General features: G+C 49.2%; 23 protein-coding genes and 1 pseudogene. 7 read left to right on the forward strand and 17 right to left on the reverse strand.

Annotated features, from left to right (window positions below; translation table 11 throughout):
• Positions 1-75 precede the first annotated feature (75 nt).
• From E2B99_RS07615 to E2B99_RS07625, 3 genes are all read left to right on the forward strand, one after another.
• Positions 76-1596: a leucyl aminopeptidase gene (locus tag E2B99_RS07615; protein ID WP_134244313.1), complete on the forward strand. Its 1521-nt coding sequence runs from the start codon at positions 76-78 to the stop codon at positions 1594-1596.
• Positions 1597-1606: 10 nt separating this feature from the next.
• Complete coding sequence (locus E2B99_RS07620) at positions 1607-2011, forward strand: DNA polymerase III subunit chi (RefSeq protein ID WP_134244314.1); 405 nt, start codon at positions 1607-1609, stop codon at positions 2009-2011.
• An 89-nt stretch (positions 2012-2100) separates the two neighbouring features.
• Complete coding sequence (locus tag E2B99_RS07625) at positions 2101-2883, forward strand: hypothetical protein (RefSeq protein WP_134244315.1); 783 nt, start codon at positions 2101-2103, stop codon at positions 2881-2883.
• A gap of 61 nt (positions 2884-2944) precedes the next feature.
• Here the strand turns inward: E2B99_RS07625 and E2B99_RS07630 are convergent, their stop codons facing one another.
• From E2B99_RS07630 to nrdR, 5 genes and pseudogenes are all read right to left on the reverse strand, one after another.
• On the reverse strand, positions 2945-3607 hold the full coding sequence (locus tag E2B99_RS07630) for a riboflavin synthase (protein WP_134244316.1): 663 nt from the start codon (positions 3605-3607) through the stop codon (positions 2945-2947).
• 156 nt (positions 3608-3763) lie between these two features.
• Positions 3764-4087, reverse strand: a complete 324-nt coding sequence (locus tag E2B99_RS07635; protein WP_430981459.1) for a hypothetical protein — start codon at positions 4085-4087, stop codon at positions 3764-3766.
• Positions 4088-4231: 144 nt separating this feature from the next.
• On the reverse strand, positions 4232-5533 hold the full coding sequence (locus E2B99_RS07640) for a DNA adenine methylase (protein ID WP_134244317.1): 1302 nt from the start codon (positions 5531-5533) through the stop codon (positions 4232-4234).
• A gap of 46 nt (positions 5534-5579) precedes the next feature.
• Positions 5580-6644 carry a bifunctional diaminohydroxyphosphoribosylaminopyrimidine deaminase/5-amino-6-(5-phosphoribosylamino)uracil reductase RibD gene (ribD, locus tag E2B99_RS07645; protein WP_134244318.1) on the reverse strand — a complete coding sequence of 355 codons (1065 nt, stop codon included), beginning with the start codon at positions 6642-6644 and terminating at the stop codon, positions 5580-5582.
• Positions 6645-6716: 72 nt separating this feature from the next.
• Positions 6717-7195: pseudogene (gene nrdR, locus E2B99_RS07650) on the reverse strand (transcriptional regulator NrdR).
• A gap of 138 nt (positions 7196-7333) precedes the next feature.
• Between nrdR and E2B99_RS07655 the strand changes: the two are divergent.
• Positions 7334-7750: a DUF488 family protein, N3 subclade gene (locus E2B99_RS07655; RefSeq protein ID WP_134244320.1), complete on the forward strand. Its 417-nt coding sequence runs from the start codon at positions 7334-7336 to the stop codon at positions 7748-7750.
• A gap of 84 nt (positions 7751-7834) precedes the next feature.
• Here the strand turns inward: E2B99_RS07655 and E2B99_RS07660 are convergent, their stop codons facing one another.
• The 3 genes from E2B99_RS07660 to E2B99_RS07670 all read right to left on the reverse strand — a co-directional run bounded on the left by E2B99_RS07660 (position 7835) and on the right by E2B99_RS07670 (position 10638).
• Positions 7835-9310 (reverse strand): ammonium transporter, encoded by a 1476-nt coding sequence (locus E2B99_RS07660; protein WP_134244321.1) that lies wholly within the window; start codon positions 9308-9310, stop codon positions 7835-7837.
• A 74-nt stretch (positions 9311-9384) separates the two neighbouring features.
• Positions 9385-9723, reverse strand: coding sequence for a P-II family nitrogen regulator (glnK, locus tag E2B99_RS07665; protein WP_026471699.1), 339 nt, complete (start codon positions 9721-9723; stop codon positions 9385-9387).
• A 132-nt stretch (positions 9724-9855) separates the two neighbouring features.
• Positions 9856-10638 (reverse strand): TorF family putative porin, encoded by a 783-nt coding sequence (locus E2B99_RS07670; RefSeq protein ID WP_134244322.1) that lies wholly within the window; start codon positions 10636-10638, stop codon positions 9856-9858.
• A 313-nt stretch (positions 10639-10951) separates the two neighbouring features.
• Between E2B99_RS07670 and E2B99_RS07675 the strand changes: the two genes are divergently transcribed.
• Entirely contained in the window at positions 10952-11194 is a 243-nt protein-coding gene (locus E2B99_RS07675) for an accessory factor UbiK family protein (RefSeq protein WP_134244323.1), read from the forward strand.
• Between the two features lie 113 nt (positions 11195-11307).
• Positions 11308-12789, forward strand: coding sequence for a YifB family Mg chelatase-like AAA ATPase (locus tag E2B99_RS07680; protein WP_134244324.1), 1482 nt, complete (start codon positions 11308-11310; stop codon positions 12787-12789).
• Between the two features lie 119 nt (positions 12790-12908).
• Here the strand turns inward: E2B99_RS07680 and E2B99_RS07685 are convergent, their stop codons facing one another.
• The 3 genes from E2B99_RS07685 to E2B99_RS07695 all read right to left on the reverse strand — a co-directional run bounded on the left by E2B99_RS07685 (position 12909) and on the right by E2B99_RS07695 (position 15123).
• Positions 12909-13709 carry a TorF family putative porin gene (locus tag E2B99_RS07685; RefSeq protein ID WP_134244325.1) on the reverse strand — a complete coding sequence of 267 codons (801 nt, stop codon included), beginning with the start codon at positions 13707-13709 and terminating at the stop codon, positions 12909-12911.
• A gap of 335 nt (positions 13710-14044) precedes the next feature.
• Complete coding sequence (gene ppa, locus E2B99_RS07690; protein ID WP_134244326.1) at positions 14045-14572, reverse strand: inorganic diphosphatase; 528 nt, start codon at positions 14570-14572, stop codon at positions 14045-14047.
• 155 nt (positions 14573-14727) lie between these two features.
• The gene (locus E2B99_RS07695; RefSeq protein WP_134244327.1) at positions 14728-15123 is read right to left on the reverse strand and encodes an MAPEG family protein; all 396 of its coding nucleotides are present in this window, start codon (positions 15121-15123) and stop codon (positions 14728-14730) included.
• 156 nt (positions 15124-15279) lie between these two features.
• Here E2B99_RS07695 and E2B99_RS07700 point away from each other — a divergent pair, with 156 nt between their 5' ends.
• Positions 15280-15696 (forward strand): hypothetical protein, encoded by a 417-nt coding sequence (locus E2B99_RS07700; RefSeq protein WP_134244328.1) that lies wholly within the window; start codon positions 15280-15282, stop codon positions 15694-15696.
• Between the two features lie 106 nt (positions 15697-15802).
• On the opposite strand, the gene E2B99_RS07705 is transcribed toward E2B99_RS07700, so the two are convergent.
• From E2B99_RS07705 to parE, 6 genes are all read right to left on the reverse strand, one after another.
• Complete coding sequence (locus tag E2B99_RS07705) at positions 15803-17476, reverse strand: long-chain-fatty-acid--CoA ligase (RefSeq protein WP_134244329.1); 1674 nt, start codon at positions 17474-17476, stop codon at positions 15803-15805.
• Positions 17477-17667: 191 nt separating this feature from the next.
• Entirely contained in the window at positions 17668-19890 is a 2223-nt protein-coding gene (gene parC, locus E2B99_RS07710) for a DNA topoisomerase IV subunit A (RefSeq protein ID WP_134244330.1), read from the reverse strand.
• Between the two features lie 77 nt (positions 19891-19967).
• A complete protein-coding gene (locus tag E2B99_RS07715) occupies positions 19968-20318 on the reverse strand; it encodes a hypothetical protein (RefSeq protein ID WP_134244331.1) in 351 nt (116 codons plus the stop codon).
• A 36-nt stretch (positions 20319-20354) separates the two neighbouring features.
• Positions 20355-20897 (reverse strand): ankyrin repeat domain-containing protein, encoded by a 543-nt coding sequence (locus E2B99_RS07720; protein WP_134244332.1) that lies wholly within the window; start codon positions 20895-20897, stop codon positions 20355-20357.
• Between the two features lie 93 nt (positions 20898-20990).
• Entirely contained in the window at positions 20991-21353 is a 363-nt protein-coding gene (locus tag E2B99_RS07725) for an HPF/RaiA family ribosome-associated protein (RefSeq protein ID WP_026471687.1), read from the reverse strand.
• A 481-nt stretch (positions 21354-21834) separates the two neighbouring features.
• A complete protein-coding gene (parE, locus tag E2B99_RS07730) occupies positions 21835-23721 on the reverse strand; it encodes a DNA topoisomerase IV subunit B (protein WP_134244333.1) in 1887 nt (628 codons plus the stop codon).
• Positions 23722-23918: the final 197 nt, after the last annotated feature.

The following is a 23918-nucleotide window of genomic DNA, read 5'->3' on the forward strand; positions in this document are numbered from 1 at the left end:
ATTTAGGCTGTTCAAGTCTAGCAGGACAGTGTTTTAATGGAATACTGCTTCGCCACGATGATGCAAGGTCAATACATGAAACTGAATTTACAGAACAAACTTTTACCAACCTCAGACACAACCGCTGCCAGTACCGCCAATAGTAATGCCACACTGGTATTAATTCTGGATCAGGAAACACTGGTACAGTCACATGACCAGCTGCCCAGTGATGTGCAACAGCAACTCACCACCCAGATTGAGCGTGCCCAGTTCAAGGCCAAGCTGGGTGAAACCCTGCCAGTTTATCAGTTAAACAATGCTGATTTTTCACAGGTTTTGCTGGTGGGTGCTGGTGAACTGGAAAAAATGACTGCCGGTCAGGCGCAAACACTGGCTACTAGTATTTATAAGGCATTGGCCAACCGGACGGCGCAAGCAGTGATTTCACTGGATGCATTGGCTGACCAGACCCTTGAGCCATTTGTACTGGCGTTGAGCAATGCTGCCTACCGCTTTGATACTTATAAGAGTAAAAAATCTGAAGCCATTCTGGACAGCATTGTCTTGCACAGTACCCGTGCTGATGAACTGCAATCCCGTATTGATTACCTGCAAGCTGTGGCAAAGGGTCAGTCACTGGCCAGGGATGTAGGCAATCAGCCTGCCAATGTGTGCCATCCTGAATATATGGCAGAGCAAGCCTTGCAACTGGCGCAGCAATACCCCGATTTGCTGAGTGTTTCCGTGCTGGATGAAGCAGCCATGCAGGAACTGGGCATGAATGCATTGCTGGCCGTGAGCAAAGGTTCCGAGCGTGAAGCGCGTCTGGTGATTCTGGAATACAAAGGCAAGCCGGATGATTTTCAGTCTGAGTCAGGTAAACCTGTGGTGCTGGTGGGCAAAGGTATTACCTTTGATACCGGTGGTATTTCTATTAAGCCTGCTGCTGGCATGGATGAAATGAAGTTTGACATGTGTGGCGCAGCATCAGTACTGGGTACGCTGCAAGCCCTGTGTGAAGCCAGACTGCCCATTAATGTGGTAGGAACACTGGTATGTGCCGAAAACATGCCATCTGGTCGTGCCACCCGTCCGGGTGACATTGTCACCACCATGAGCGGGCAAACGGTTGAAATCTTAAATACCGATGCTGAAGGCCGTTTGGTGCTGTGCGACGCCCTAACCTATATCAAGCGCTTTAATCCGGATACCGTGATTGATATTGCCACCTTAACCGGCGCCTGCGTGGTGGCACTGGGCAAAGTACTGGCTGGCTTGTTTAGTCCGGACGATGCACTGGCCAGTGAATTGCTGGAAGCCGGGCAGACGGCACATGACCGGGTATGGCGCATGCCAGTGATTGATGACTATCAGGAACTGCTGGACTCCCCGATTGCCGATATGGGCAACATTGGTGGGCCTTACGGTGGTGCCATTACTGCAGCCTGCTTCCTGCAACGCTTTACCAAGGAATATCGCTGGGCACATCTGGATATTGCCGGGGTAGCATGGCTGTCGGGTAGCAATAAAGGGGCAACAGGTCGTCCGGTGCCGTTGCTGATGGAGTTCCTGCGTACGCGTAGTCAAGCCAGTCAAGGCCAGAACGTACAGTAAGTGATCACACATGGCTGATGTTGGGTTTTATCTGATCCAGAGTCAGATCCTGCAGGTGGATCTGGCCTGCCGGATTTGCCGCAAAAGCATCCAGACGGCCCAGCAGCCCCTGCTGGTCAAGTTTGATGATCTGGATGCCCTGCAACAGTTTGATGCCTTGCTGTGGCAGTTTGACCCGGCCAGCTTTGTGGCCCATGACATCGACAGCTTGCACTCACCCATTTGCTTGAGCCTGACTTTGCCGGAACAGTTTAAAGGCGACTGCCTGAATCTTGGTCAGGCAATTATTGATCCACAGCGATTTGGTCGTGTGCTGGAAATAATTGAAAATACAGACGCTGCCAAAGCCGCAGGCCGTGAACGTTTTAAGGCTTACCGTGCATTAGGCATTGAACCGGTGACTTATCAGGTGTAGCTTATTGCTGACACGGATGAAAATGCAGTCAAGTATTCTAATCCATTGCAATTGATGTATTTAAAATTGGTTAGTTTTTGGGAAAAATTATGGCGTTAAATGTGGGCCGTGACTTTCAGACGCGTTGGTTGGCAGCGCCAGAAGCGGTGCGCCAGCAGGTTTTTAGTGAACTGTACAGCATTTGCCAGTTGCTGGAAGTGGGAACTGACTTTAACCAGTGGCAAATTGCCGATGCACAGCGTGAGCAACGGCATCAGGCACTGGTTAAAGCCGCGCTGGAAGAACAGCAACGCCAGCAGGAACTGGAACGTCAGCGTGCCGAGCAACTGGCCCGTGAAAAAGCCGAAGCCGAAGAAAAAGAGCGCCAGCGGCAGGAACAGTTGGCGCGCGAACAGGCAGAAGCTGAACGCTTAAGGCTGGAACAAGAACAGCGTGAGTTAGAGCAACAGCGTGAACAGCAACGCCTTGCCGAAGAACAACTGGCGCGCCAGCAGGCGGAAGACACTGAACGTGAACGGCTGGCCAAAGAAGCTGCCGAGCGTAAAGCACAAGAGCAGCAACGACTGGCTGAGCAAGCCAGACAACAACAAGCTGAGCTGCAACGGCTAGAGCAGGAACAACGCCTGCTGGAAGAACAGCGCCTTGCCGAACAACAAGCTGCCAAACTCAGGCAGGAACAGCGTGAACAGGAACAGGCTGCACAGGTATTACAACAACATACCAGTCAGGTGCAGGCGCTTAAGGATGCACTGTGGCTGGAAGCAGAAATTTATATTGAAGAAACCTTGCAGCAATTGAGTGAGCGCTTAAAACAGCAGGCCAAAATTGAAATTGAGCAGATGATGAGTGCGCAAGAGAATCAAAAATCATGACTTGGTTCTTTAATGTTAAAAAAGCCTCATGATGAGGCTTTTTTAACATTAGCGCTTTCACTTAACGTAAAAATCCATTTTCCGCTAGAAAACTCATATCAATGGTACTTTTGGCCGTGGCCTGTGCAGCCTTATCACCCAGCAGCAAGCGCTCCAGATAACGTGCTAGTACATCAACCTCTAGATTGACCTTGCTGCCGACTTTCCATTCCTTGATCGTAGTTTGCTCAGCTGTATGCGGCACTAAATTGAGGCTCAGTAAAGCGCCATTTAGATGATTAATGGTCAGGCTAATACCATCTACGGTAATGGAGCCTTTTTCGGCCAGGTATTTGGCCAGGTCATCCGGTGCTTTCACTTCAAAATACAGGGAGCGGGCATCTTTACGCACCAGGGTAATTTCACCCAGTCCATCCACATGCCCACTGACCAGATGACCACCCAGCCGTGTTGTCGGTAGCAGGGCTTTTTCAAGGTTAACCAATGTGCCCGTTTTCCATTGCAGCAAGGTGGTGCGGCGAATGGTTTCCAGTGAGACATCAGCCGCATACCAGTTCTTGCCAAAATCAATCACGGTCAGGCAAACACCGCTGGTGGCAATTGAATCACCCAGTTTGACATCGCCCATGTCCAGCCCGGCAGCATCAATCACCAGACGCACATCACCCGCCGTCTGGCTGGACGATAATACTTTTCCTACGGCTTCAATGATGCCTGTAAACATGGCGCGCTATCTTTCACTGCAATTAAACTGGTGCTGATTATACCCAATCATGGGGCAAAAGCCATGTCACAAACTATCCTCAAAAATATCGCCACAAAACATCGGGTCACTTTTCCTACACCAGTCTATTACTCTGAAAAACGCAGGTCAGATAGTTTAGCGAGCTACCCGATTGCATTCAGCCAGTTCATCTGAATTGGCATTCCATGCCTTGCCGGCACTATTCCTGTAATAGCTAATCTTGCCGACCCGGGTCACCAGATTCTGGCAAGAATCCATGGACAACTCATTGCCCCATGGCCCAGTCAGGCTGCAGCTTTTGCCATTGCATTGCCAGGTAATGACCGGACCGCCCTCAATGGGAACTGTCACTTTACCCTGATGGTTACTGCCGGCTGTCCAGGTGGTGGCAAAGCTTAAGGGTGCCAGCAATAGCAGGCTGGTGGTTAGCGCAATTTTTTTGAGACGTGTTTGCATCATTTTTCCTTATTGTCATGCTTAGTATGAATTAACCCGACTTTTGCTTAAACAGGCGGATCTCTGACATCCTAATGCAGCTTAAAGCTGTTTAATATTTTAAAATGTGAGCAATTATTTTAATGATGCAGGTGTCATCAAAAATGCTTACCACAGTGCCAATTGCGTGCTTGGCCCAGAGGTGTCTACGCCACCAAGCTCGGCAAAATGATAAAGCTGACCCAGCAATTGATTGAGTGGTGGCCCTGACTTGGCCTGTGTATCGGTAATCACAATAAACTCAAGGGTACGCGCGCGCTCGGACTGGCGTTGCTTGCTCACACGGTAACGCGGTACATCCTGTGTGAGCAAGGTAACACGGCCGCGATCCAGATTGGCCTTGAGCAAATCCTTGGGTGCGATATTGCCATCGGTGCTGTAGCTGGTCAGGATAAAACGGGAATTTAAGGTCGCCACCAGTTCCTGATAGGCTTCGGTGGCATACTTGGCCGAGTTGTAGGGGCTGGGGCGTTCCTTACGCCATGCGCGGTCAATGCCACTTTTAAAGCCGGGTGTATCAGGTGTGGGTAAATCCACCTGATCCCACAAGGTAAGTGCATTGAGCACATGATAGTTGCTGCTATAGGCATGCTGGTTATACGGCGGATCCAGATAGGCAATATCGACCTTAAACGACGACATTTGTCTGGCCAGATACTGGGCATCCACACACCACATTTCAGCAGCCAGCTGGCCGGGCGTACCAATGGGACAAAAGCGGCTGGGTGTGAGCCAAAGAAGGGAATCAATGCGTTCCAGCGCGGTCTGGGTTTTACCACCCCAGCCCTGATGGAAGCTTTTAAAGACACCACTGGTATTGCTGACAAAACTGGCCGAATACAGTAATGGCGCCAGCAATGCACTCATTTCCAGCGGCGTAATCAGGCCCTGATGCTGCCATTGCATAATCTGGTTACGGATGGCATCAATGCGCATGCCATTACGGCGCTTGAAGAACAATCGGTCACGCGCCGGATCATAAAAATCATCATCGCGCGGGGACAGGTTTCGGGTAACCCAGCCAGCCTGTTCCGGCAAGCTGTTGAGCTGGTCAATGGCGGCCTGATAGCCACCCAAACCTGCAAAGTCCGGTGCTTCCACACAGGCCAGCAAGGCATGGTTCAGCGCATGGCTGTAAGGTTCCCAGTCATTGGCAATTACGCGGTAGCCATTTTGCCGCGCCAGTCGAGACACCACACCACTGCCGGCAAACAGATCTGCAAAAATAGGCGGCTTGCCGTTCTTACTACTTTTACTATTCAGGGTGCCGGTTTGTTCCAGTGCTGCCAGAATCAGGTGCAGCAGACGACGCTTGTTGCCCAGATAAGGCACCAGCTGATGAAACAGGTAATCATCGGTGGTTCGCGCAGCGTGGCGACGCTTGTGATACACATTGGCTTCAGTATTCATCACTCTACGCTATTGGGTTAGAACGTCTCATTGAAACATAAACTGGTTAAGGGGCAACAGGTGTCAAGATCAGGCGCACATCCTGCCCGACCTGGGTCAGCTCCTGCAATTGTAGCCGATATTGCTCGCGCATTTGCGACAAAGATACATTAAACATGGCACGCGCATCACAGCCCAGCAAGGTCGGCGCCAGATATACAATCAGTTCATCCACCAGACCCTGCCGCAAAAATTCGCCCGCCAGCGTTGGCCCGGCTTCTACCAGCACGTCATAAATTTGTTTTTGCTGTTTTAACTCATTCAGCAATTGTGCCAAAGCCATGTTCGGCCAGTGTTCAACCGCTGGTGCCACAGTCGGCTGGGTGCCAACAAGAAGCAACTTTTCAGGATGGTTTAACAGCTGGGTCTGCTGCGGAAAACGGCCTTGCCGATCCAATACCACCCGTAAGGGCTGCACCACGTTTTCAATGGAAAAATCACCGGATAACTGGCGTACATTCAAGCCCGGATCATCCGCCAGTACGGTGTTAATGCCCGTAATCACTGCGCCACTGATCGCGCGCCAATGCTGCACATCCAGCCGCGCGGCCTCACCAGTAATCCATTTGGATTCACCCGATGCCATGGCAGTCCGACCATCCAGACTGGCGGCCATTTTCAGGCGCACATAGGGTCGCCCCCCAGCCATAACTTGCAGGAAGCCTTTGTTTAAGGCACGTGCTTCAGCTTCCAGTACGCCCACCGTTGTGCCAATCCCTGCGGCTTCCAGAATAGCCTGTCCTTTGCCTGCCACCAGTGGATTGGGATCAAGGCTTGCCATCACTACATGACTAACCCCTGCCTCTACCAATGCATTGGCACACGGTGGCGTGCGGCCAAAATGCGCACAGGGTTCCAGCGTCACATACGCTATTGCGCCCCGTGCCTGTTCACCAGCCTGTCTTAAGGCAAACACTTCGGCATGTGGCTGGCCTGCTTGCGGATGAAAGCCCTCACCCACAATCTGGTTATCTTTAACAATCACACAGCCCACATTGGGATTAGGCCGGGTGCTGTACTGCCCCTGTTTGGCCAGCTCAATGGCACGCTGCATATAAAGGGGGCTAATCATGGCTTCTGGCTGTCTTTACTAAGCTTTTCTGATACTGGCTTTTCTAGTACCGGTTTTTCCACGCTAGTTTGCTCAAGCATGTTTCTGGCAATGCCGGTTTGCTCCATGCCCATTTGCTCAATTTCACGCTTAAAGGCATCGACATCCTGAAAATCCCGGTATACCGAGGCAAACCGCACATAGGCCACATGATCCAGGTCATACAGTGATTGCATGACAATTTCGCCAATCTTGCGCGAGGTCACGTCACGCTCGCCCAGACGGCGCAAATGCTGGCCAATATCCAGCAGGGTGGCTTCAATCTGGTCCTGACTCACCGGGCGTTTTTGCAGGGCCAGTGTCAGTGAATGGCGGAGTTTTTCTTCATTAAAAGGTTCATTACGCCCGTTCGACTTAATGACCCGCGGCATCACCACATCGTAGGATTCAAAAGTGGTAAAGCGGTCACCACAGGCCACACATTCACGGCGACGACGGATTTGCCGACCCTCGGCGGCCAGCCGTGAATCAATCACCTTACTATCGGGAGCATTGCAAAACGGACAGTGCATGGCGCTAGCATTTAAAAAATTGATAGGGCAGTGTAGCAAAAATCTGGTATCAAAATAAGTACAGCAGCTGTAAGGCAGCGATTGCTATAGTGAGGCTGTTGAGGTGCCTTGCTGCACGTATCCTGATCAGGTGATGCCATGATTTATTGCAAAGTCTGGACTGAACCTGCCCGCCTGCAGGATGGAAAACGTGTGCTGATTGGCCCACCGTTGCCGCAAATGCCTGTGCATCCAGAAACATCGCCCGATGCAATAGTCATGAATTTAGGGCTGGAGGCGTTAGCGCCCTCAAGCGAACTTATACACTGGGCAGCGCAGCATCCAGACCAGCCTGATGGATTTCGCCAGTCTTATATCGGACAACTCAAGGCTCAAACCGAATACTGGCTAATCCTGCTGGATTATCTTCGGCAAGGGAATTTAACCTTATTGGGTACCTCGTCGCATCATTTGGTTTATCTGGAATTACTGGCTGAATTTCTGGAAGATGAGCTGGAAAAATGGCAGGAAGCCAGCTCACCGGTGTGCTATGCCGATTTAAACCAATTGTATTAAGCATTAAAATCAAAGCCATAAAAAACAGGGCCACTATTTTAGTGACCCTGTCGGATTAGCGTGCTGTTTTATGCGCTTAGGCTATTACTCAACCCGTTCGCCATGCTGGGTAATATCCAGACCTTCGCGTTCCTGTTCTTCATTTACACGCAGGCCAATGATGACATCTACAATCTTCAGCAGGATAAAGGTCACGACACCACTATAAATGATCGTAGCCAGTACGCCTTCTGCCTGAATCCACAATTGCTTGCCCAGTGATGGCAGCTCAAGGCCAGCTGCAGCAACCACTTCACTGTTCACACACACGGCTGTCAGCATGGCACCCACAATACCGCCAACTGCATGCAGACCAAAGGCATCCAGTGCATCGTCTGCTTTAAGCATACGCTTGAGAGAAGTCGTTCCCCAGAAGCATACTACGCCACCAATCAGACCCATCACCAGTGCACCACCTACACCGACAAAACCAGCAGCAGGGGTAATTACCACCAGACCAGCCACCGCACCGGATGCACCACCCAGTACTGATGCCTTGCCACGCACAAAGCGCTCGGCAAGCAGCCAGGCAAATGCTGCAGCAGCAGCAGCAACCTGAGTTACCAGAATTGCCATGCTGGCACGACTGCCCGCACCCAGCGCGCTACCACCGTTAAAGCCAAACCAGCCCACCCACAGCAAGCTTGCACCAATTACAGTTAAGGTCAGGTTATGGGGAGCCATGGCTTCCTTACCAAAACCAATACGCTTGCCAAGGACATAGGCCGCAACCAAACCAGCCACACCCGAGTTGATGTGAACCACGGTACCACCGGCAAAATCCAGTGCACCCGCATCAAATAACCAGCCGCCAGCCGCCCAGACCCAGTGGGTAATCGGTGCATACACGGCAACCACCCACAATGCAATAAACAGCATAAAAGCAGAGTACTTCATGCGGTCAGCCACCGAACCACTTAAAATGGCCACGGTAATGATGGCAAAAGTCATCTGGAAAATCACAAACAGGCTTTCAGGAATTGTGCCGCTTAAGGCATCAAATGCAACGCCGTTGAGTAAGACCTTGCCCAGGTTACCGATATAGGCACCGTCACCGGAAAATGCCAGCGAATAACCCACAATTACCCACAACAAGCTCACCACAATGGTGGCAGACAGGCTGTACATCATGGTGCTGAGTACGTTTTTCTTGCGCACCATACCGCCGTAAAATAATGCCAGACCCGGAATGGTCATCAGCAGGACCAGCGCAGTTGAGGTCAGAATCCATGCTGTATCGCCAGTATCCACTTTAGGCGTTGCTTCTGCCGCAGGCGCAGGCGCTTCAGTGGCTGGCGCGGTTTGTTCAGCCGCCGCAGCCACCGGGACATTTGCATTGTCCGGTGCTGTGGCCATGGCGGTATTGTCACTGGTGGCAGGTACAGCAGTTTCTGTGGTTGCAGTTGCTGTCGTTGCATCTTGTGTAGCAGCTTCTGGCATCGTTGCAGGCGCTTCTGCCCATACACTTGCTGATGTTAGAAGTGCACTGGATAAGCCCAGCGCAAGTAACATGTGTTTCATTGTGTCTTCCCCCAACACAGGATCAATGCGTTATTTTGGTTACAGCAAAGTCCATGCCATGATTATCGTCGGTGTTAAACTGCATCTGGTCCAGTTTCGCCAGTACGAATACGGATTACTTGTTCCAGATTGCTGACAAAAATCTTGCCGTCACCAATCTTGCCAGTGCTGGCAACCCGGGTAATGGCTTCAATCACGGCATCGACCATGTCATCACGCACGGCAATATCAATTTTTACTTTTGGCAAAAAATCAACCACATATTCAGCGCCACGATACAGTTCGGTATGGCCTTTCTGACGACCAAACCCCTTGACTTCAGTGACAGTAATACCCTGCACACCTATTTCCGATAATGCCTCGCGAACATCGTCAAGTTTAAAAGGCTTAACCACAGCGGTTACAAGTTTCATTTCAAAAGACCTCAGGTAAATAACCAGTAATTTGCATGTTCAAAAAACGTGCCAACAGCATCAATTGTGGGGGAAACAAAAAAGGCCGCTGACGCGACCCTCTTTATAACGTATTTGACTGTCAAGTTGTACCTAGAATGTTTTACTGATGCTCAGTTGTACCGTACCATCGCAGGCTTTTTTATCAACGCATTCACTGTCTTTTAGGCTGGTTTCTACCCAAGCCAGTTCGGTAGTCAGGCCCTGCACACCAAAGCTGGTGCCCAGCTTATAGTCGATATAGCTATCATCATTACTGGTTGTGCCCAGCGCGCGGTTCATCATGTGGCTATTCTTGAACAGGTTATAGCCAATACCAGCCACCAGTCCAAAACCGGTATCCTTGATGGGTGCGGTATAATTGGCACTGAAATACCAGAAGTTGTCGGACTGGTTAAAATAATCATTGGAATAATTTGCCCCAACCATCAGGTTATCTTCCTTGATCACGCTACCAGCAAGGCTTAAACGGCCAAACAGCTCATTATAGTCGGGCTGTTTGCTGCCCGGCGCAGAATCGCCTGAGCCTGCATACATATAGCGGATATAGCCCACATCCAGTGTGGTATCACGGTTTGGAATCAGATTGAGCTTGGTGGCATAGCCCAGCACGCCGTCAATTTCGGCAGTGCTGTTGCCGCTGACATTTGAGGCCCACAGGCTGGCATAGGTGCCTGATTCATGGTTAAAGTTAACGGCACCCTGAATGGCAGGATTATTACTGGTTTGCGAAATACCACGGAAACGGTAATCCGTAGACAGTGTTACATTGCCAGTGGTGGTTACACCCGGAACAGTAATCACATCGGCGGCCTGAACATGGCTCATCAGGGCCAAGACACAGCCTGTAACTGCAATTTGTTTTAATCCTTTCATCACATCACCCTTAAAATAGTTAACCCTAAATAAATACTTTCAATTTGCCAAATTCGCTGGCAATTAGTGTCGCTACATGGTTTCTGGCAGGCATGGCCTTATGCAGATTTTTCCATGTTCGACATCATTATTGATTGATCATGCATAAAATTGTTTCCAAATGCTACAAGAAAACTTAATTCTGTATTTTTACTTTAGACTTTTGCGATTACACTTTTACTTAATCAATAAAAACCTCAAGATTTTATGCGGTTTTTTTATTCTTATTTTCCATATACTGATTTTACGCCTCAAAATGGAGCATTAATTCACCATGATAGAGCAATTGCTTCAAGCCATTCTGGAACAGCTTCAAGAACCCAGAGCCGATCTGGAAAAAAACCTGCGCGCCCTGTTATCCGAGATGATTACCCGTATGGATCTGGTTAGTCAGGAAGAATTCCTGCGCCAGCAAACTGCATTACTGAATGCTCAGAAAAATATTGCTAACTTGTTAGTCGAGATTGAAACATTAACTGAAAAAGTTGCATTACTGGAGAGCCCAGCCGCACCCTAACCGCGCATTTTTACCTGTACAATTTAAGTAACTGTACAATCCAAGCTGCGTACTTTTTAATCATTGTTTATTTAAAATCATTAAATCTTTAAAACAATAATTTAGGTTTTTTTATGTCATTTGCTGTTGTAACGTCCCGGGCAGCGCTCGGCCTGCATGCACCTGAAGTTCAGGTTGAAGTGCATTTAAGTCAGGGATTACCTGCCCTCACCATTGTTGGACTGCCCGAAGCTGCCGTGCGTGAAAGCAAGGATCGGGTGCGTTCTGCCATTATCAATAGCGGGTTTGAATTTCCCAGCCGTCGTCTGACCATTAATCTGGCGCCTGCCGACCTGCCCAAAGAAGGCGCCAGACTGGATTTACCGATTGCGCTGGGTATTCTGGCGGCCAGTGGCCAACTGGATGCTGATACCCTGCATGACAAGGAATTTGTGGGCGAACTGGCCTTAAATGGCGAACTGCGTCCAGTAATGGGTGTGCTGGCTGTGGCCCGCGCCGCGCATCTGGCCAAACGACCATTGCTGGTGCCTCACGGTAATGGCAATGAAGCCGCCAAAATTCCAGAGGCACGGATTTATGCGGCAGGCACGCTCAAGCAGATTTGCGCACACTTGCAACAGGTGGAACACTTAGCTCTTGTTCAGCACCAGCCACTTGCCCAGCAAATTAACCTGCCGGATATGGCCGATGTGAAAGGCCAGCATCGGGCACGCCGCGCGCTGGAAATTGCAGCAGCAGGTGGCCATTCACTGTTGTTTTGTGGACCACCCGGTACTGGAAAAACCCTGCTGGCATCCCGTTTGCCCGGTATTCTGCCGCCACTGAATGATGAAGAAAGCCTGGAAGTGGCCAGCGTGTATTCGATTGCCAATCATGGGTTAAATTTTGGCGAACGGCCTTTTCGTGCGCCGCATCATACCGCATCAGCCGCTGCACTAGTGGGTGGTGGCTCACAACCACGCCCCGGTGAAATCAGTCTGGCCCATTATGGCGTCCTGTTTCTGGATGAGCTGCCGGAGTTTGACCGCAAGGTGCTGGAAGTATTGCGCCAGCCGCTGGAATCCAAGGAAGTGGTGATTTCACGGGCAGCGCGGCAAATTACCTTTCCGGCCAATTTTCAACTGGTGGCCGCCATGAATCCCTGTCCCTGCGGTTATGCGTCTGATAGCAGCCAGCGCTGCAAATGTACACCGGATATGGTCAAGCGTTATCGGGGTCGTTTGTCCGGGCCATTGCTGGATCGCATTGATTTGCATATTGAAGTGCCTGCCCTGCCCGCCAGTGATTTGCAGTCACGAACAGCAGGTGAAAGCTCAGCCAGTGTGCGCACCCGGGTGATTGCAGCACGCCAGCGCCAGATTAAACGGCAAGGCCTGAGTAATGCAGCCTTGAATCCGCAACTGCTGGACCAGTTTGCAGTACTGGGTGAGCCTGAGCAAAAAATTATCCAGCTGGCACAGCAGCGCCTGAACCTGTCAGCGCGGGCCTATCACCGGATTTTACGGGTGGCACGCACCATTGCAGATCTGGCAGACAGTGAGGTAATTACTACTAGTCATCTGACCGAAGCCTTAAGCTACCGGGGTCAAGGCTAAAACTGCAAAAACTAACATTCGCTATATGACGCCTGCAATAAAAAAGAGCTGAATCATCAGCTCTTTTTTAGCTTTATCTGCGGGTGCAAAATAAATTGCAGCCATTCAATTCTAAGCCATTAGAATGACTTGCTTAAGCTAAATACCGCCGAAGTGGTATAGGGTTTTTCAGCACCGCTACTAAAGCCGCTAGTACTCACATTCGTACCAATGGCCGCCAGCTCAGCCGTTACGCCCTGAATACCAAAATTAACACCGACCTTATAATCAACGTAGTTGTCGTCGCTGCCATCACCGCCAACAGCTTGCGCCATCATGGCCTTGTTTTTAAACTTGTTGTAGCCCACGCTGCCCACAAAGCCAAAACCAGTGTCGGCAATAGGCGCACTATAGCTGGCGTTAAAGTTCCAGAATTCATCCGACTGGTTAAAATACTCATTGGAATACGTCACACTACCACTAAGGCTATCGCCTTTTACCAGACTATCGGCAAAGGTCAGCTTGCCATACACTTCATTATAATCAGGCTGCTCATTGCCAGGGGCTGAATCACCAGTACCAAAATAACCATAGCGGATATAGCCAACATCCAGAGTTGGTGTCAGGGTTGCACTTAAAGGGAGTGCTGTAGCATAGCCAATGGTGGCGTCCATTTCTGCCGAGTTGGAATGGCCTACGCTACTAATATTGGAACCCCATAAACCCAGATACAAGCCTGAAGCATGGGTAAAAGCCAGGCCACCTTGCACAGCGGGATTATTGCTGGTCTGGGAAATGCCACGAAAACGGTAGTCGGTGGTCATGGCAACACTGCCCGTGGTAGTTACATTTGGAATGCTGATCACATCCGCTGCAAATGCACCATTAATTGCACCCATCAGGGTTACTGAAGCTACCAGAGTTTTTAAACCAAATTTCATTGTGCACGCTCCCCAAGAACGATCTGTGTTTTAAATGACGACGCTGTCATATTTCCTTAATACAATTGGCGTGCCAATATTTATTTTTATACTCAAGCTATTGATATTAATAATTTATTCTTGAGATTTTAATTTTTAACCAACAAAAATCTGGTTACAAGTTAGTCGGTCATTTTGGTGCGTTTTTAAAGAATACAAAAAAGAACGCCTTAAAACAGGGCATTTTTTAATCTGGTTTATTTTTATCATCTTGTGGGAATAGCCATAAAAAAATCCGTCCTCTCGTTAAACAAGGAACGGATTTTTGGGCAATAGCCTTTTAAAGCCAGTGCAGCTTAATTTTTAGCGGCTTCAATGGCTTTTAATACTTCAGCCTTGGCAACATCACTGCCTTCCCAGCCACTGATTTTTACCCACTTGCCAGGTTCAAGATCTTTGTAGTGGCTAAAGAAATGTTCAATTTGCTTGATCAGCAGTTCTGGCAGATCAGTATATTCCTGCACGTTTTTGTACAGCGGGGTCAGTTTTTCATGCGGTACAGCAACCAGCTTGGCATCAATCCCACCGTCATCTTCCATTTTCAGCTTGCCAACCGGACGGCAGCGAATTACAGAGCCAGCAACGACCGGATAAGGCGTGACCACCAGCACATCCAGCGGGTCGCCATCTTCGGACAGGGTGTTTGGCACATAGCCATAATTGGCCGGATAAAACATGGGCGTGCCCATGAAGCGGTCAACAAACAGCGCATCAGAATCCTTGTCAATTTCATACTTGATCGGATCATGATTGGCAGGAATTTCAATGATCACATAGATATCATTGGGTGCATCTTTACCGGGAGGAATGTTGTTGTAGCTCATAGGATCACTCTACTGCAAAAGGGTGGTTTAAAAAACGTGGCACATTATAGCCCTAAGTTGGCTCATCCGGCATCCATTGCAGCAGACATTGTGACGGATCATGCTAAAAATGCCTGACAGGATAGATAGCTATAGGCCAGACTAGCACTTGTGGTTCAAAGCCATGCAATTAATAACAGTAAAAGTACCGGACACGCCATCGACAGCAACCAGAGGATACTGCGTAGTGTGGCCCAGTTGGCCAGATAGGCACAGCCATACAATAGTCGTAGCACCAGATACGCAATACTTAGATTAAAGGTAATAGCGGTAGGCACCACCAGATACTCTGCCAGCAGCACACTGGTTAAAAACAGCGGCAAGCTTTCAAAGCTGTTGAGCTGCACTGCATTGGCCCGCGCGGCCAGCCCTGTGGTGCGCGCCATAAATTCGCGTGGCTGCTGGTTATCCTTAAGGGTAAACCCGCCACTTAGCTTGGCAATCCATGAAAATACATAAGGCAGCAAACACGCTGCCAAAATGACATAAATAAGGGAATTGATTGAACTCATTGGCTGTTGTTAAAATTTAAAAAAACAGCACAACCTTAGCATAAGAATTTCTATAATAATGTGATTTTTTAGCCAATCGGCTCAATTTTTAACTGCAGATTTCCAGATGACTTTTTGTCTGCTTACTTCTTATTTTATTGTATGGGTTGCCTTTGTATGCCTGATCCTGCTCACCTGCAAACTCCGGATTCTGATCCAGTAGCCCAGAATTCGCTTCATACTGCACTGGCACAGCAACAGCAGTATGACAAACGCCTGAATAAAATTAGTATCGTTATAGCTATTATTCTGGCATTGATCGTTAATGTTATGGCGGCTAACCAGAATTTATATTCACTGCTGGCAACCTTTATGGTTACTGGCGTGTTTTTGATTTTAGCCAGTGTTTATCAACGCTCACTGTTATTGTTGTTGCCATTGGTGCTAGTTTTTTGCCTGACGGATAACCTGCTAAGCCATCAGTTGCAGCTGGATTACGCGCATTTGTTCCTGCAGTTGGGTGCCATGGGTAGTTTTACTGCGCTGTTTCGCTTGTCCCGGCCTTATTTAATTAAAATGATGCAGAAATTTTAACAATTATTAACTTTTTAAAAGTTTTTTTAGCGTTTGTTTTTCAACATTTAGGTATAAAAAAGCAGCCCATCAGGACTGCTTTTTTAGTTACATGACTGCAAAAATCTTATTTGCGCAGGTCTTTACGCAAGATTTTGCCCACGTTGGATTTTGGCAACTCGTCCATGAATTCAACGTATTTTGGCTGCTTATAGCCAGTCAGGTTTTGCTTGGTGTAAGCCAGTACTTCATCAACGGTAAGGCTTGGGTCTTTTTTCACAATGAACAGCTTGGGCACTTCACCGCTCTTGGCGTCGGCCACACCAATGGCCGCAGCTTCCAGCACCTTGGGATGCTTGGTCACCACTTCTTCAATTTCGCTAGGGTAAACGTTAAAACCAGACACCAGAATCATGTCTTTTTTACGGTCTACAATTTTAACGTAGCCGTTTTCGTCCATGAAACCAATGTCACCAGTGCGGAAATAACCATCGGCAGTCATCACCTTGGCAGTTTCATCGGCACGGTTCCAGTAGCCTTTCATGACCTGTGGGCCACGAATGGAAATTTCACCCTGCTCACCTAGCGCAACCGCCTTACCATCGTCATCCAGAATTGCAACATCGGTTGAGGACAAGGGAATACCAATGGTGCCGGTATACTTGGTAATGGAAGGCGGGTTAGCAGTTGCCACCGGTGAGGTTTCAGACAGGCCATAGCCTTCTACAATGGGACGGCCAGTAATTTGCTGCCAGGCTTCAGCCGTTGATGGCAATACGGCCATACCACCACCCATTGCCACTTTCAGCTTGCTAAAATCCAGTTTCTGGAAGTCGGCATTATTAACCAGTGCGTTAAACAGGGTGTTAACCGCAGGGAAGAAGGCCGGTGGATATTTGGCCAGCTCTTTTACCAGCCCCGGAATGTCACGCGGGTTTGGCACCAGAATATTGGTGGCGCCGGTATACATACCAAACATGGCACAGACCATGAAAGCAAAAATATGGTACAGCGGCAGCGCACACAGGATATTGTTTTGCTCAGCAGTTGCCCCTTCATCAAAGGCACTCTTGAAAATGGCTTCCACTTGCAGCAGGTTGGCGACCAGATTGCTGTGAGTCAGTTCCGCGCCTTTGGATACGCCAGTGGTTCCACCTGTGTATTGCAGCACAGCGGTGTCATTCAAGTTCATGACCGGACGCTTGTAACGGCTGGCGCTAAATTTGTTTAAAGCAGCTTTAAATGGCACATGTCCCTTGATGTTCCATGCTGGAACCTGTTTGCGTACATGGCGCAGGACCATGTTGACAATCAGGCCTTTGACCGTGCCCAGCAAATCACCCACACCAGTCACAATGGTATGTTTTACCGGGGTATTATTCTGGATTTCCGAGAAAATATGCGCAAAGTTTTCAACAATAATCAGGACTTCTGAACCGGAATCCTTAAGCTGATGTTCAAGCTCACGCGCGGTATATAACGGGTTAACATTGACCAGCACATAACCGGCACGCAGGATGCCAATGGCAGCTACCGGATATTGCAGCACGTTGGGCATCATCACTGCCACACGTGCACCCTTGCTCAGGTTCAGGGATTGCAGGTAGGCCGCAAACTTGCGACTGGCATTATCAAGTTCAGAAAAGCTCATGGCTTTATCCATACAGATAAAGGCATCGCGTGAACCGAATTTCTGAAAGTTTCGTTCAAACACGTCAACCATTGAGGTGTTATTTGCCGGCATAACGATTTGTTCTGGAATACCTGCCGTTTTGTACGTCTTGTACCAAATATGATCCATGTTGAAAAACGCTCCTGTATGCATCGGTTATCACTAGCTTAGGCTAAGGTTATCATAAGATATTTAATTAGGGTTAAACCAAGTTAGTGCCAATTAGTCAAGAAATGTTTTGACCACAACTGGCTGGCTTAAGCTCCTGTTAATATTTTCCTGTTTCAACAGATTAAAGGGGCCTGCGCCCCTTACCCCTCTTACGGCCAAATTGTACGCATGCCAGCAACTTTTTGGTAGCCTCGCGGCAGCAAATGACCACGCAAACCACGCTTGCCCACATAGTGCGCCAAATCTGCTCCCTTTAGCGTCAGGGTGCGTGAACCGGCTTCAATGGCAAGGCTGCTTTGGGCATTCAAGACCACCATGGTTTGTACGCGCTCTCCGGCCTCCAGTGCAATCAGTTTATTGCCTTTGCCCTTGCTCATGACAGGTAAATCCGCCAGTGCAAAAATCAGCAGACGGCCACTGGATGACAGCACGGCCAGCTGGTCTGCCTGCGCAGGTACCTCAAGTAATGGCAACAGTTCACTGTCATCACTCAGGTTCACCAGCGCCTTGCCGGCCTTGGCATTGGTGTCCAGATTGGCAATGCTGCTGGCAAATCCGTAGCCCTGACTGCTGGCCAGAATAATGGATTGCGTTTCCTCACCCATGATCAGGTCTATAAAACGGCTACCTGCGGGTGGATTTAGCCGCGTGGTGAGCGGTTCACCCAGACTGCGCGCTGATGGCAAGGTGCTGGCAGCCACTGCATAGCTACGTCCGGTACTGTCCAGCAAAAATACCCGCTGGTTGGACTTGCCTGCACAGTGCGCCAGATACTGGTCACCAGCACGGTAATTCAGGTTCGTTGCATCAATGTCACCTTTGGCGGCACGAATCCAGCCGGCTTGCGACAACACCACGGTAATGGCTTCGGCAGGAATCAGGTCACTTTCCTTGAGAGCGGTAGCTTCCTCACGTTGCACAATCGGTGAACAGCGCTCATCCCCATGCATTTTGGCATCGGCCTGCAATTCGTCAATAATCAGTAATTTCAACGATTCCGGGTTTTCCAGTTGCTCACGGATTTTGCTGGCCTGAGCAGACAGCTCATCCTGCTCGCGGCGGATTTCCATTTCCTCAAGACGGGCCAAATGGCGCAGCTTCAGCTCCAGAATGGCTTCGGCCTGAATTTCATCAATCCCAAAATGCTGCATCAGTACCGGCTTGGGCTTGTCTTCTTCACGGATAATCTTGATTACTGTATCAATATCCAGATAGGCAATTAAAAGACCAGCCAGAATGTGCAGGCGGCGCTCAATTTTATCCAGCTGGAAACGCAGACGGCGCTTCACCGTATCCTGCCGGATTGCCAGCCACTCCAGCAGAATTTCACGAATGGACTTCACCTGCGGGCGACCATCCTGCCCGATCATGTTCAGGTTTACCCGGTAGCTGCTTTCCAGATCGGTAGTCGCAAACAAATGGTTCATCACCGCATCGGCATCCACGCGGTTGGAGCGCAGCTCAATCAACAGCCGGGTTGGGTTTTCATGGTCAGATTCATCACGTAAATCGGTGACCAATGGCAGTTTTTTGGCCTGCATCTGGTCGGCAATCTGGGTCAGAATCTTGTTGCCGGACACCTGATAAGGCAGTGCCGTAATAATGATCTCGCCTTTATCCACGTGGTATACAGCACGCATGCGATAGCTGCCACGGCCTGTGGTTTGAATTTTAAGCAACTCATCCGGACTGGACACAATTTCAGCCTGTGTGGGCAAGTCCGGCCCCGGAATAAACCCAGCCAGCTTTTTATCGGTCAATTCAGGATTCTTGAGTAAGGCAATGGTGCCTTTAACCACTTCACGCAGGTTGTGCGGCGGGATGTCAGTGGCCATGCCTACTGCAATACCAGTGGTACCATTCAATAAAATATTCGGCAAACGCGCTGGCAGGGTGACTGGTTCTTTCATTGAACCATCAAAATTGTCCTGCCACTCTACGGTACCCTGGCCCAGTTCACTGAGCAATACTTCGCTGTAAGCCGACAGCTTGGCTTCGGTATAACGCATGGCTGCAAAGGATTTTGGATCATCCGGCGAACCCCAGTTACCCTGCCCGCTAATTAATGGATAGCGATAGCTAAACGGCTGTGCCATCAGCACCATGGCTTCATAGCAGGCACTGTCGCCATGCGGGTGATACTTGCCCAGTACATCGCCAACCGTGCGTGCTGATTTTTTGGGCTTGCCACTGCTTTTTAAGCCAAGTTCGCTCATGGCATACACAATGCGGCGCTGCACTGGCTTTAGGCCATCAGAAATATGCGGCAGTGCGCGATCCATAATCACGTACATGGCATAATTGAGATACGCCTGTTCAGTAAACTCGGCAACTGAACGGTTTTCTGTCGCGTTTTGCACAAAACTAGTCATAGTTTATTGATAACCTTAAGATTAAGGACAGTTAGCAAATGAAATTAAGCTTTCCTATTTGCCTTATCCTGTATCTGTCAAACAAGCTTGCTGGACGTTAGATATCGAAATAACGCCCAGAGCAAGATTAGATTTAAAACACCGAGAACATGGCCAAACCAGCGCAAACCCGGATCTGTGGTTTTAGACTGAAAATAACCGGCACTAAATCCCAGGCAAACAATTGGAACAGCGACCAGAATTAGTAGAAACTGCACACTGTTGTCGCCATTTCTTCCAATCAAGGAATTCTTATATATTTCAGTTAATTCAGGCGATATTTTTGGTAACTCACTGGACTCAAATATCGCACGCATAATTCCAAAGTAGCCAATAAACAGCAAAATGCACCATAGGGGAATAATGAGACCCAGCCAGGCACTATTCATGCTGTTTCTCGCACGGATAGCACGGCTATGGCAACCTTAACTGGCCAGTTCCTTGCTCATTTTGGCACCATGACTGCGTAACAGCTCAAGCGTAGCGCGTTCTTCCGGTAGCGCATCCGCCCAGTCAATCTGGTCAAAGTCGCAGTCAAAAAACAGGTCGCTGATGGATGACAAAATGGTCAGGCCTTCATCATCCCGGGTGTTTGGATCAACCTCATGCGCCAGCAGGATTTTAACCACTGGTTCACAAGCGGCACTGGCGGCATCCCATAGCGGGCCATACAACTCCTCGCTATCCCACAAATGCAAATTAGCGCCTGCTGCAATTAGCGCCTGCAAAATATCAATATACGGCTTTAGCTGTGCCTGTTTTTCTGCTTCGCTCAGCGGATGGTTCGCCTCATGTGCATCGCAGATATTTTCCCACCAGCGAAACAACTGATCGCATAGTTTGGACACAGGAGGCCCCGCTTCTTCATCAACGAAATTGGGATCAACCTGCTGTAACAATTGCTGCACCTGGGCAACGTCCAGTTCATCAATGGCTTGTAATAATGCTTTTTGCTGTGGATTTAACATGGTTTCTCGATCCAGATATTATAGCGACAGCTTAACAGGCTCGGGCCTCTCTGACAAAAAAGCCCGACATGATTTGACGGGCTTTTGTACAGCTTATTCCTGCTCTGGCACCAGTTCTTCCCAGTTTGGCCGGGTTTCATGGCGATGGTCGTTGAGCTTGTCCAGGCTATGCTCAAACATGTGATGCAGTTTTTCAATGGCGCCATCGAGTGCCAGATCAAGGCTGGAGGCCTTATTGGTCACTGCCATGGGTTTTAGGCCAGCCGCACGTGCCTCAATAGCACAACGCTTGTCCTGATCGCCCCCTTTGTCGGCATTTTCATCACTAAAATGCACTTCAATATGGGTTACTCGTTCACTGTAGCGACTAAATTCGCTTTTAAGCTGGTCACGCACATAATCAATCATTCGTGCTGTGCCTTCAATATGGTTATCTGTACGAACTTCAATATTCATAATCTAAGGTTCCTCACTTGCATTATACGCCTGACTATCAAGACGCTAAGTTTTTGGCTCGACTGCCCTGCACCATAATGGGCAAAGAACTGCTGAACATACCAGCATCCTAATAAAAACGGCTGGAAAGCATTCACGCGCACATTCTTTTTGAGCAGACAATAACCAAGGCCCTTGTTCGTTTTAATACGAGAACACTTTGAAGATAGCATGGAAAAACAGGACCACCAGCGGGATTTAGATGAATTTCACCATTTGAAACAAATTAACGAACATTAAGCACACCTTTATAAAATATAAAATTTATTGAGGCAGAACTAAGGAAAAATTAAGAATAATGTCCCAACTTAAGCAAAATTTTGATGAGTTATTATGAAGAGCAAACATGATGATATCTTGAAGTTTAATACATCCCATTATTGTACCCGGCTAGCAGACACAACAATGGGATAATGGGGTTTTACGGACAATTTAAAACAGCTTATAAGGCTGCCACATCGGCCAGATTACCTTTTTCTTCCAGCCAAACCTTACGATCCGCAGCCCGTTTCTTGGCCAGCAGCTTGTCCAGTAGCCCGGCCGTATGATGACTATCATCCAGATCCAGTTGTACCAGACGGCGGGTGTTTGGATCCATGGTGGTTTCGCGCAGTTGCAACGGGTTCATTTCACCCAGACCCTTAAAGCGGGTAATTTGCGGTGTACCGCGGCTCTTGATCTTCTTGAGGATTTGCTCAAGCTCTGCATCATCGAGTGCATAATGCACTTCTTTGCCCGCATCAATCCGGTACAAGGGAGGCATGGCCACAAACAAATGTCCTTCTTCCACCAGTGCTGGAAAATGCCGTACAAACAAGGCACACAGCAGCGTGGCAATATGCAAGCCATCTGAATCTGCATCGGCCAGAATGCAAATTTTGCCATAGCGCAGCTCAGACAGGTCATCACTGCCCGGATCAACCCCAATGGCAATGGCAATATCATGCACTTCCTGCGAGGCCAGTACCTCATCAGACGATACTTCCCAGGTGTTTAAAATCTTGCCCCGTAGCGGCATGATGGCCTGAAAATTACGGTTACGTGCCTGCTTGGCACTCCCGCCTGCCGAATCGCCTTCTACCAGAAACAGCTCGGTTTCCTCACGGGTAGCCCCGGCACAATCCGCCAGTTTGCCGGGAAGTGCAGGCCCGGAAGCAATTTTCTTGCGCTCAACCTTTTTGGCGGCCTTTAAACGGCGGCCTGCCCGGTCAATCGCCAGCTCGGCCAGTTGTGTTGCCACTTCGGGATTCTGGTTAAGCCATAATGAAAAGGCATCTTTGGAAATATTTTGCACAATGCCTGCGGCTTCACGGCTGGACAGGCGCTCCTTGGTTTGCCCGGAAAACTGCGGCTCCTGAAACTTGAGCGACAGGATAAAATTCACCCCGTCCCACACGTCATCAGCGGCCAGCTTTAAATTGCGCGGTAACAGGTTGCGCAGCTCGCAAAACTCGCGTAGTGCATCAGCAATGCCGGAGCGCAAGCCATTGACATGCGTGCCGCCTTGCGCCGTGGGAATCAGGTTGACATAGCTTTCTTGTACGGTGTCGCCACCCTCGGCATTCCAGCAAATGGCAAATTCACAATGTGCCCGCTCTACGCTAGCTATAGCCACAAAAGGATCAGCCGGAATAATTTCCCGGCCATCCAGCTCATCCTTTAAATAGTCCAGCAGGCCATTTTCAAACTGCCAGACCAGGGTTTCACCGCTGTCTTCATCATGAAAACTCACCTTTAAGCCAGCCGACAGCACAGCCTTGGCCTTTAAGGCATGCTTAAGTGCGCGCAGCGAGAATTTGGGAGTGTCAAAATATTTGGCTTCTGGCCAGAAACGCACCATCGTTCCCGTTTGGCGCTTAGGCACGGCTTTTTCCTGTACCTTAAGCCCGTCCAGCGGCACGCCCTGTGCAAACGCCATGCTATATAAATTGCCTTGCCGTTGCACCTGTACTTCCACCCGCGTGGACAGAGCATTCACCACTGAAATACCTACACCGTGCAAGCCACCGGAAAACTGGTAATTATCAGTAGAAAACTTGCCGCCCGCATGTAGCCGGGTCAGGATAATCTCAATGCCGCTCTGGCCATATTCCGGGTGAATATCTACCGGCATGCCACGGCCATTGTCCTGTACAGACAGCGAGCCATCCTTGTATACCACCACGGTTACTTCATTGGCATGGCCCGCCAGTGCTTCATCCACCGCATTATCGATGACTTCCTGCGCCAAATGATTGGGGCGTGAAGTATCGGTGTACATGCCGGGGCGACGGCGCACCGGATCAAGGCCGGACAATACCTCTAGCGACTGCGCAGTATATTGACTCACGTTATTCACTTCCCATTACAAAGTCATTGATTAACTGTTTTCTTTCATCCAAGGTTTTACGCTGGCAGACCACTAAAATGCTATAGCCACTGTGTGTCTATTTCTTATTTAACCATCGACGCAAAGCACAGGATTCAAGCAAAAACAAATGACGAAAAAAACTATTAATATCAACTAAAACATACAGCATTAAATTA

Origin of the sequence: Alkanindiges illinoisensis, assembly GCF_004377485.1 — a bacterium.
In the GTDB taxonomy this organism is placed as follows: domain Bacteria; phylum Pseudomonadota; class Gammaproteobacteria; order Pseudomonadales; family Moraxellaceae; genus Alkanindiges; species Alkanindiges illinoisensis_A.

Bases quoted from the DNA above. Each gene is read 5' to 3' on its own strand.
- E2B99_RS07615 (WP_134244313.1), top strand. From the start codon at position 76: ATGAAACTGAATTTACAGAACAAACTTTTACCAACCTCAGACACAACC.
- E2B99_RS07620 (WP_134244314.1), top strand. From the start codon at position 1,607: ATGGCTGATGTTGGGTTTTATCTGATCCAGAGTCAGATCCTGCAGGTG.
- E2B99_RS07625 (WP_134244315.1), top strand. From the start codon at position 2,101: ATGGCGTTAAATGTGGGCCGTGACTTTCAGACGCGTTGGTTGGCAGCG.
- E2B99_RS07630 (WP_134244316.1), bottom strand. From the start codon at position 3,607: ATGTTTACAGGCATCATTGAAGCCGTAGGAAAAGTATTATCGTCCAGC.
- E2B99_RS07635 (WP_430981459.1), bottom strand. From the start codon at position 4,087: ATGATGCAAACACGTCTCAAAAAAATTGCGCTAACCACCAGCCTGCTA.
- E2B99_RS07640 (WP_134244317.1), bottom strand. From the start codon at position 5,533: ATGAATACTGAAGCCAATGTGTATCACAAGCGTCGCCACGCTGCGCGA.
- ribD (WP_134244318.1), bottom strand. From the start codon at position 6,644: ATGATTAGCCCCCTTTATATGCAGCGTGCCATTGAGCTGGCCAAACAG.
- E2B99_RS07655 (WP_134244320.1), top strand. From the start codon at position 7,334: ATGATTTATTGCAAAGTCTGGACTGAACCTGCCCGCCTGCAGGATGGA.
- E2B99_RS07660 (WP_134244321.1), bottom strand. From the start codon at position 9,310: ATGAAACACATGTTACTTGCGCTGGGCTTATCCAGTGCACTTCTAACA.
- glnK (WP_026471699.1), bottom strand. From the start codon at position 9,723: ATGAAACTTGTAACCGCTGTGGTTAAGCCTTTTAAACTTGACGATGTT.
- E2B99_RS07670 (WP_134244322.1), bottom strand. From the start codon at position 10,638: ATGAAAGGATTAAAACAAATTGCAGTTACAGGCTGTGTCTTGGCCCTG.
- E2B99_RS07675 (WP_134244323.1), top strand. From the start codon at position 10,952: ATGATAGAGCAATTGCTTCAAGCCATTCTGGAACAGCTTCAAGAACCC.
- E2B99_RS07680 (WP_134244324.1), top strand. From the start codon at position 11,308: ATGTCATTTGCTGTTGTAACGTCCCGGGCAGCGCTCGGCCTGCATGCA.
- E2B99_RS07685 (WP_134244325.1), bottom strand. From the start codon at position 13,709: ATGAAATTTGGTTTAAAAACTCTGGTAGCTTCAGTAACCCTGATGGGT.
- ppa (WP_134244326.1), bottom strand. From the start codon at position 14,572: ATGAGCTACAACAACATTCCTCCCGGTAAAGATGCACCCAATGATATC.
- E2B99_RS07695 (WP_134244327.1), bottom strand. From the start codon at position 15,123: ATGAGTTCAATCAATTCCCTTATTTATGTCATTTTGGCAGCGTGTTTG.
- E2B99_RS07700 (WP_134244328.1), top strand. From the start codon at position 15,280: ATGCCTGATCCTGCTCACCTGCAAACTCCGGATTCTGATCCAGTAGCC.
- E2B99_RS07705 (WP_134244329.1), bottom strand. From the start codon at position 17,476: ATGGATCATATTTGGTACAAGACGTACAAAACGGCAGGTATTCCAGAA.
- parC (WP_134244330.1), bottom strand. From the start codon at position 19,890: ATGACTAGTTTTGTGCAAAACGCGACAGAAAACCGTTCAGTTGCCGAG.
- E2B99_RS07715 (WP_134244331.1), bottom strand. From the start codon at position 20,318: ATGAATAGTGCCTGGCTGGGTCTCATTATTCCCCTATGGTGCATTTTG.
- E2B99_RS07720 (WP_134244332.1), bottom strand. From the start codon at position 20,897: ATGTTAAATCCACAGCAAAAAGCATTATTACAAGCCATTGATGAACTG.
- E2B99_RS07725 (WP_026471687.1), bottom strand. From the start codon at position 21,353: ATGAATATTGAAGTTCGTACAGATAACCATATTGAAGGCACAGCACGA.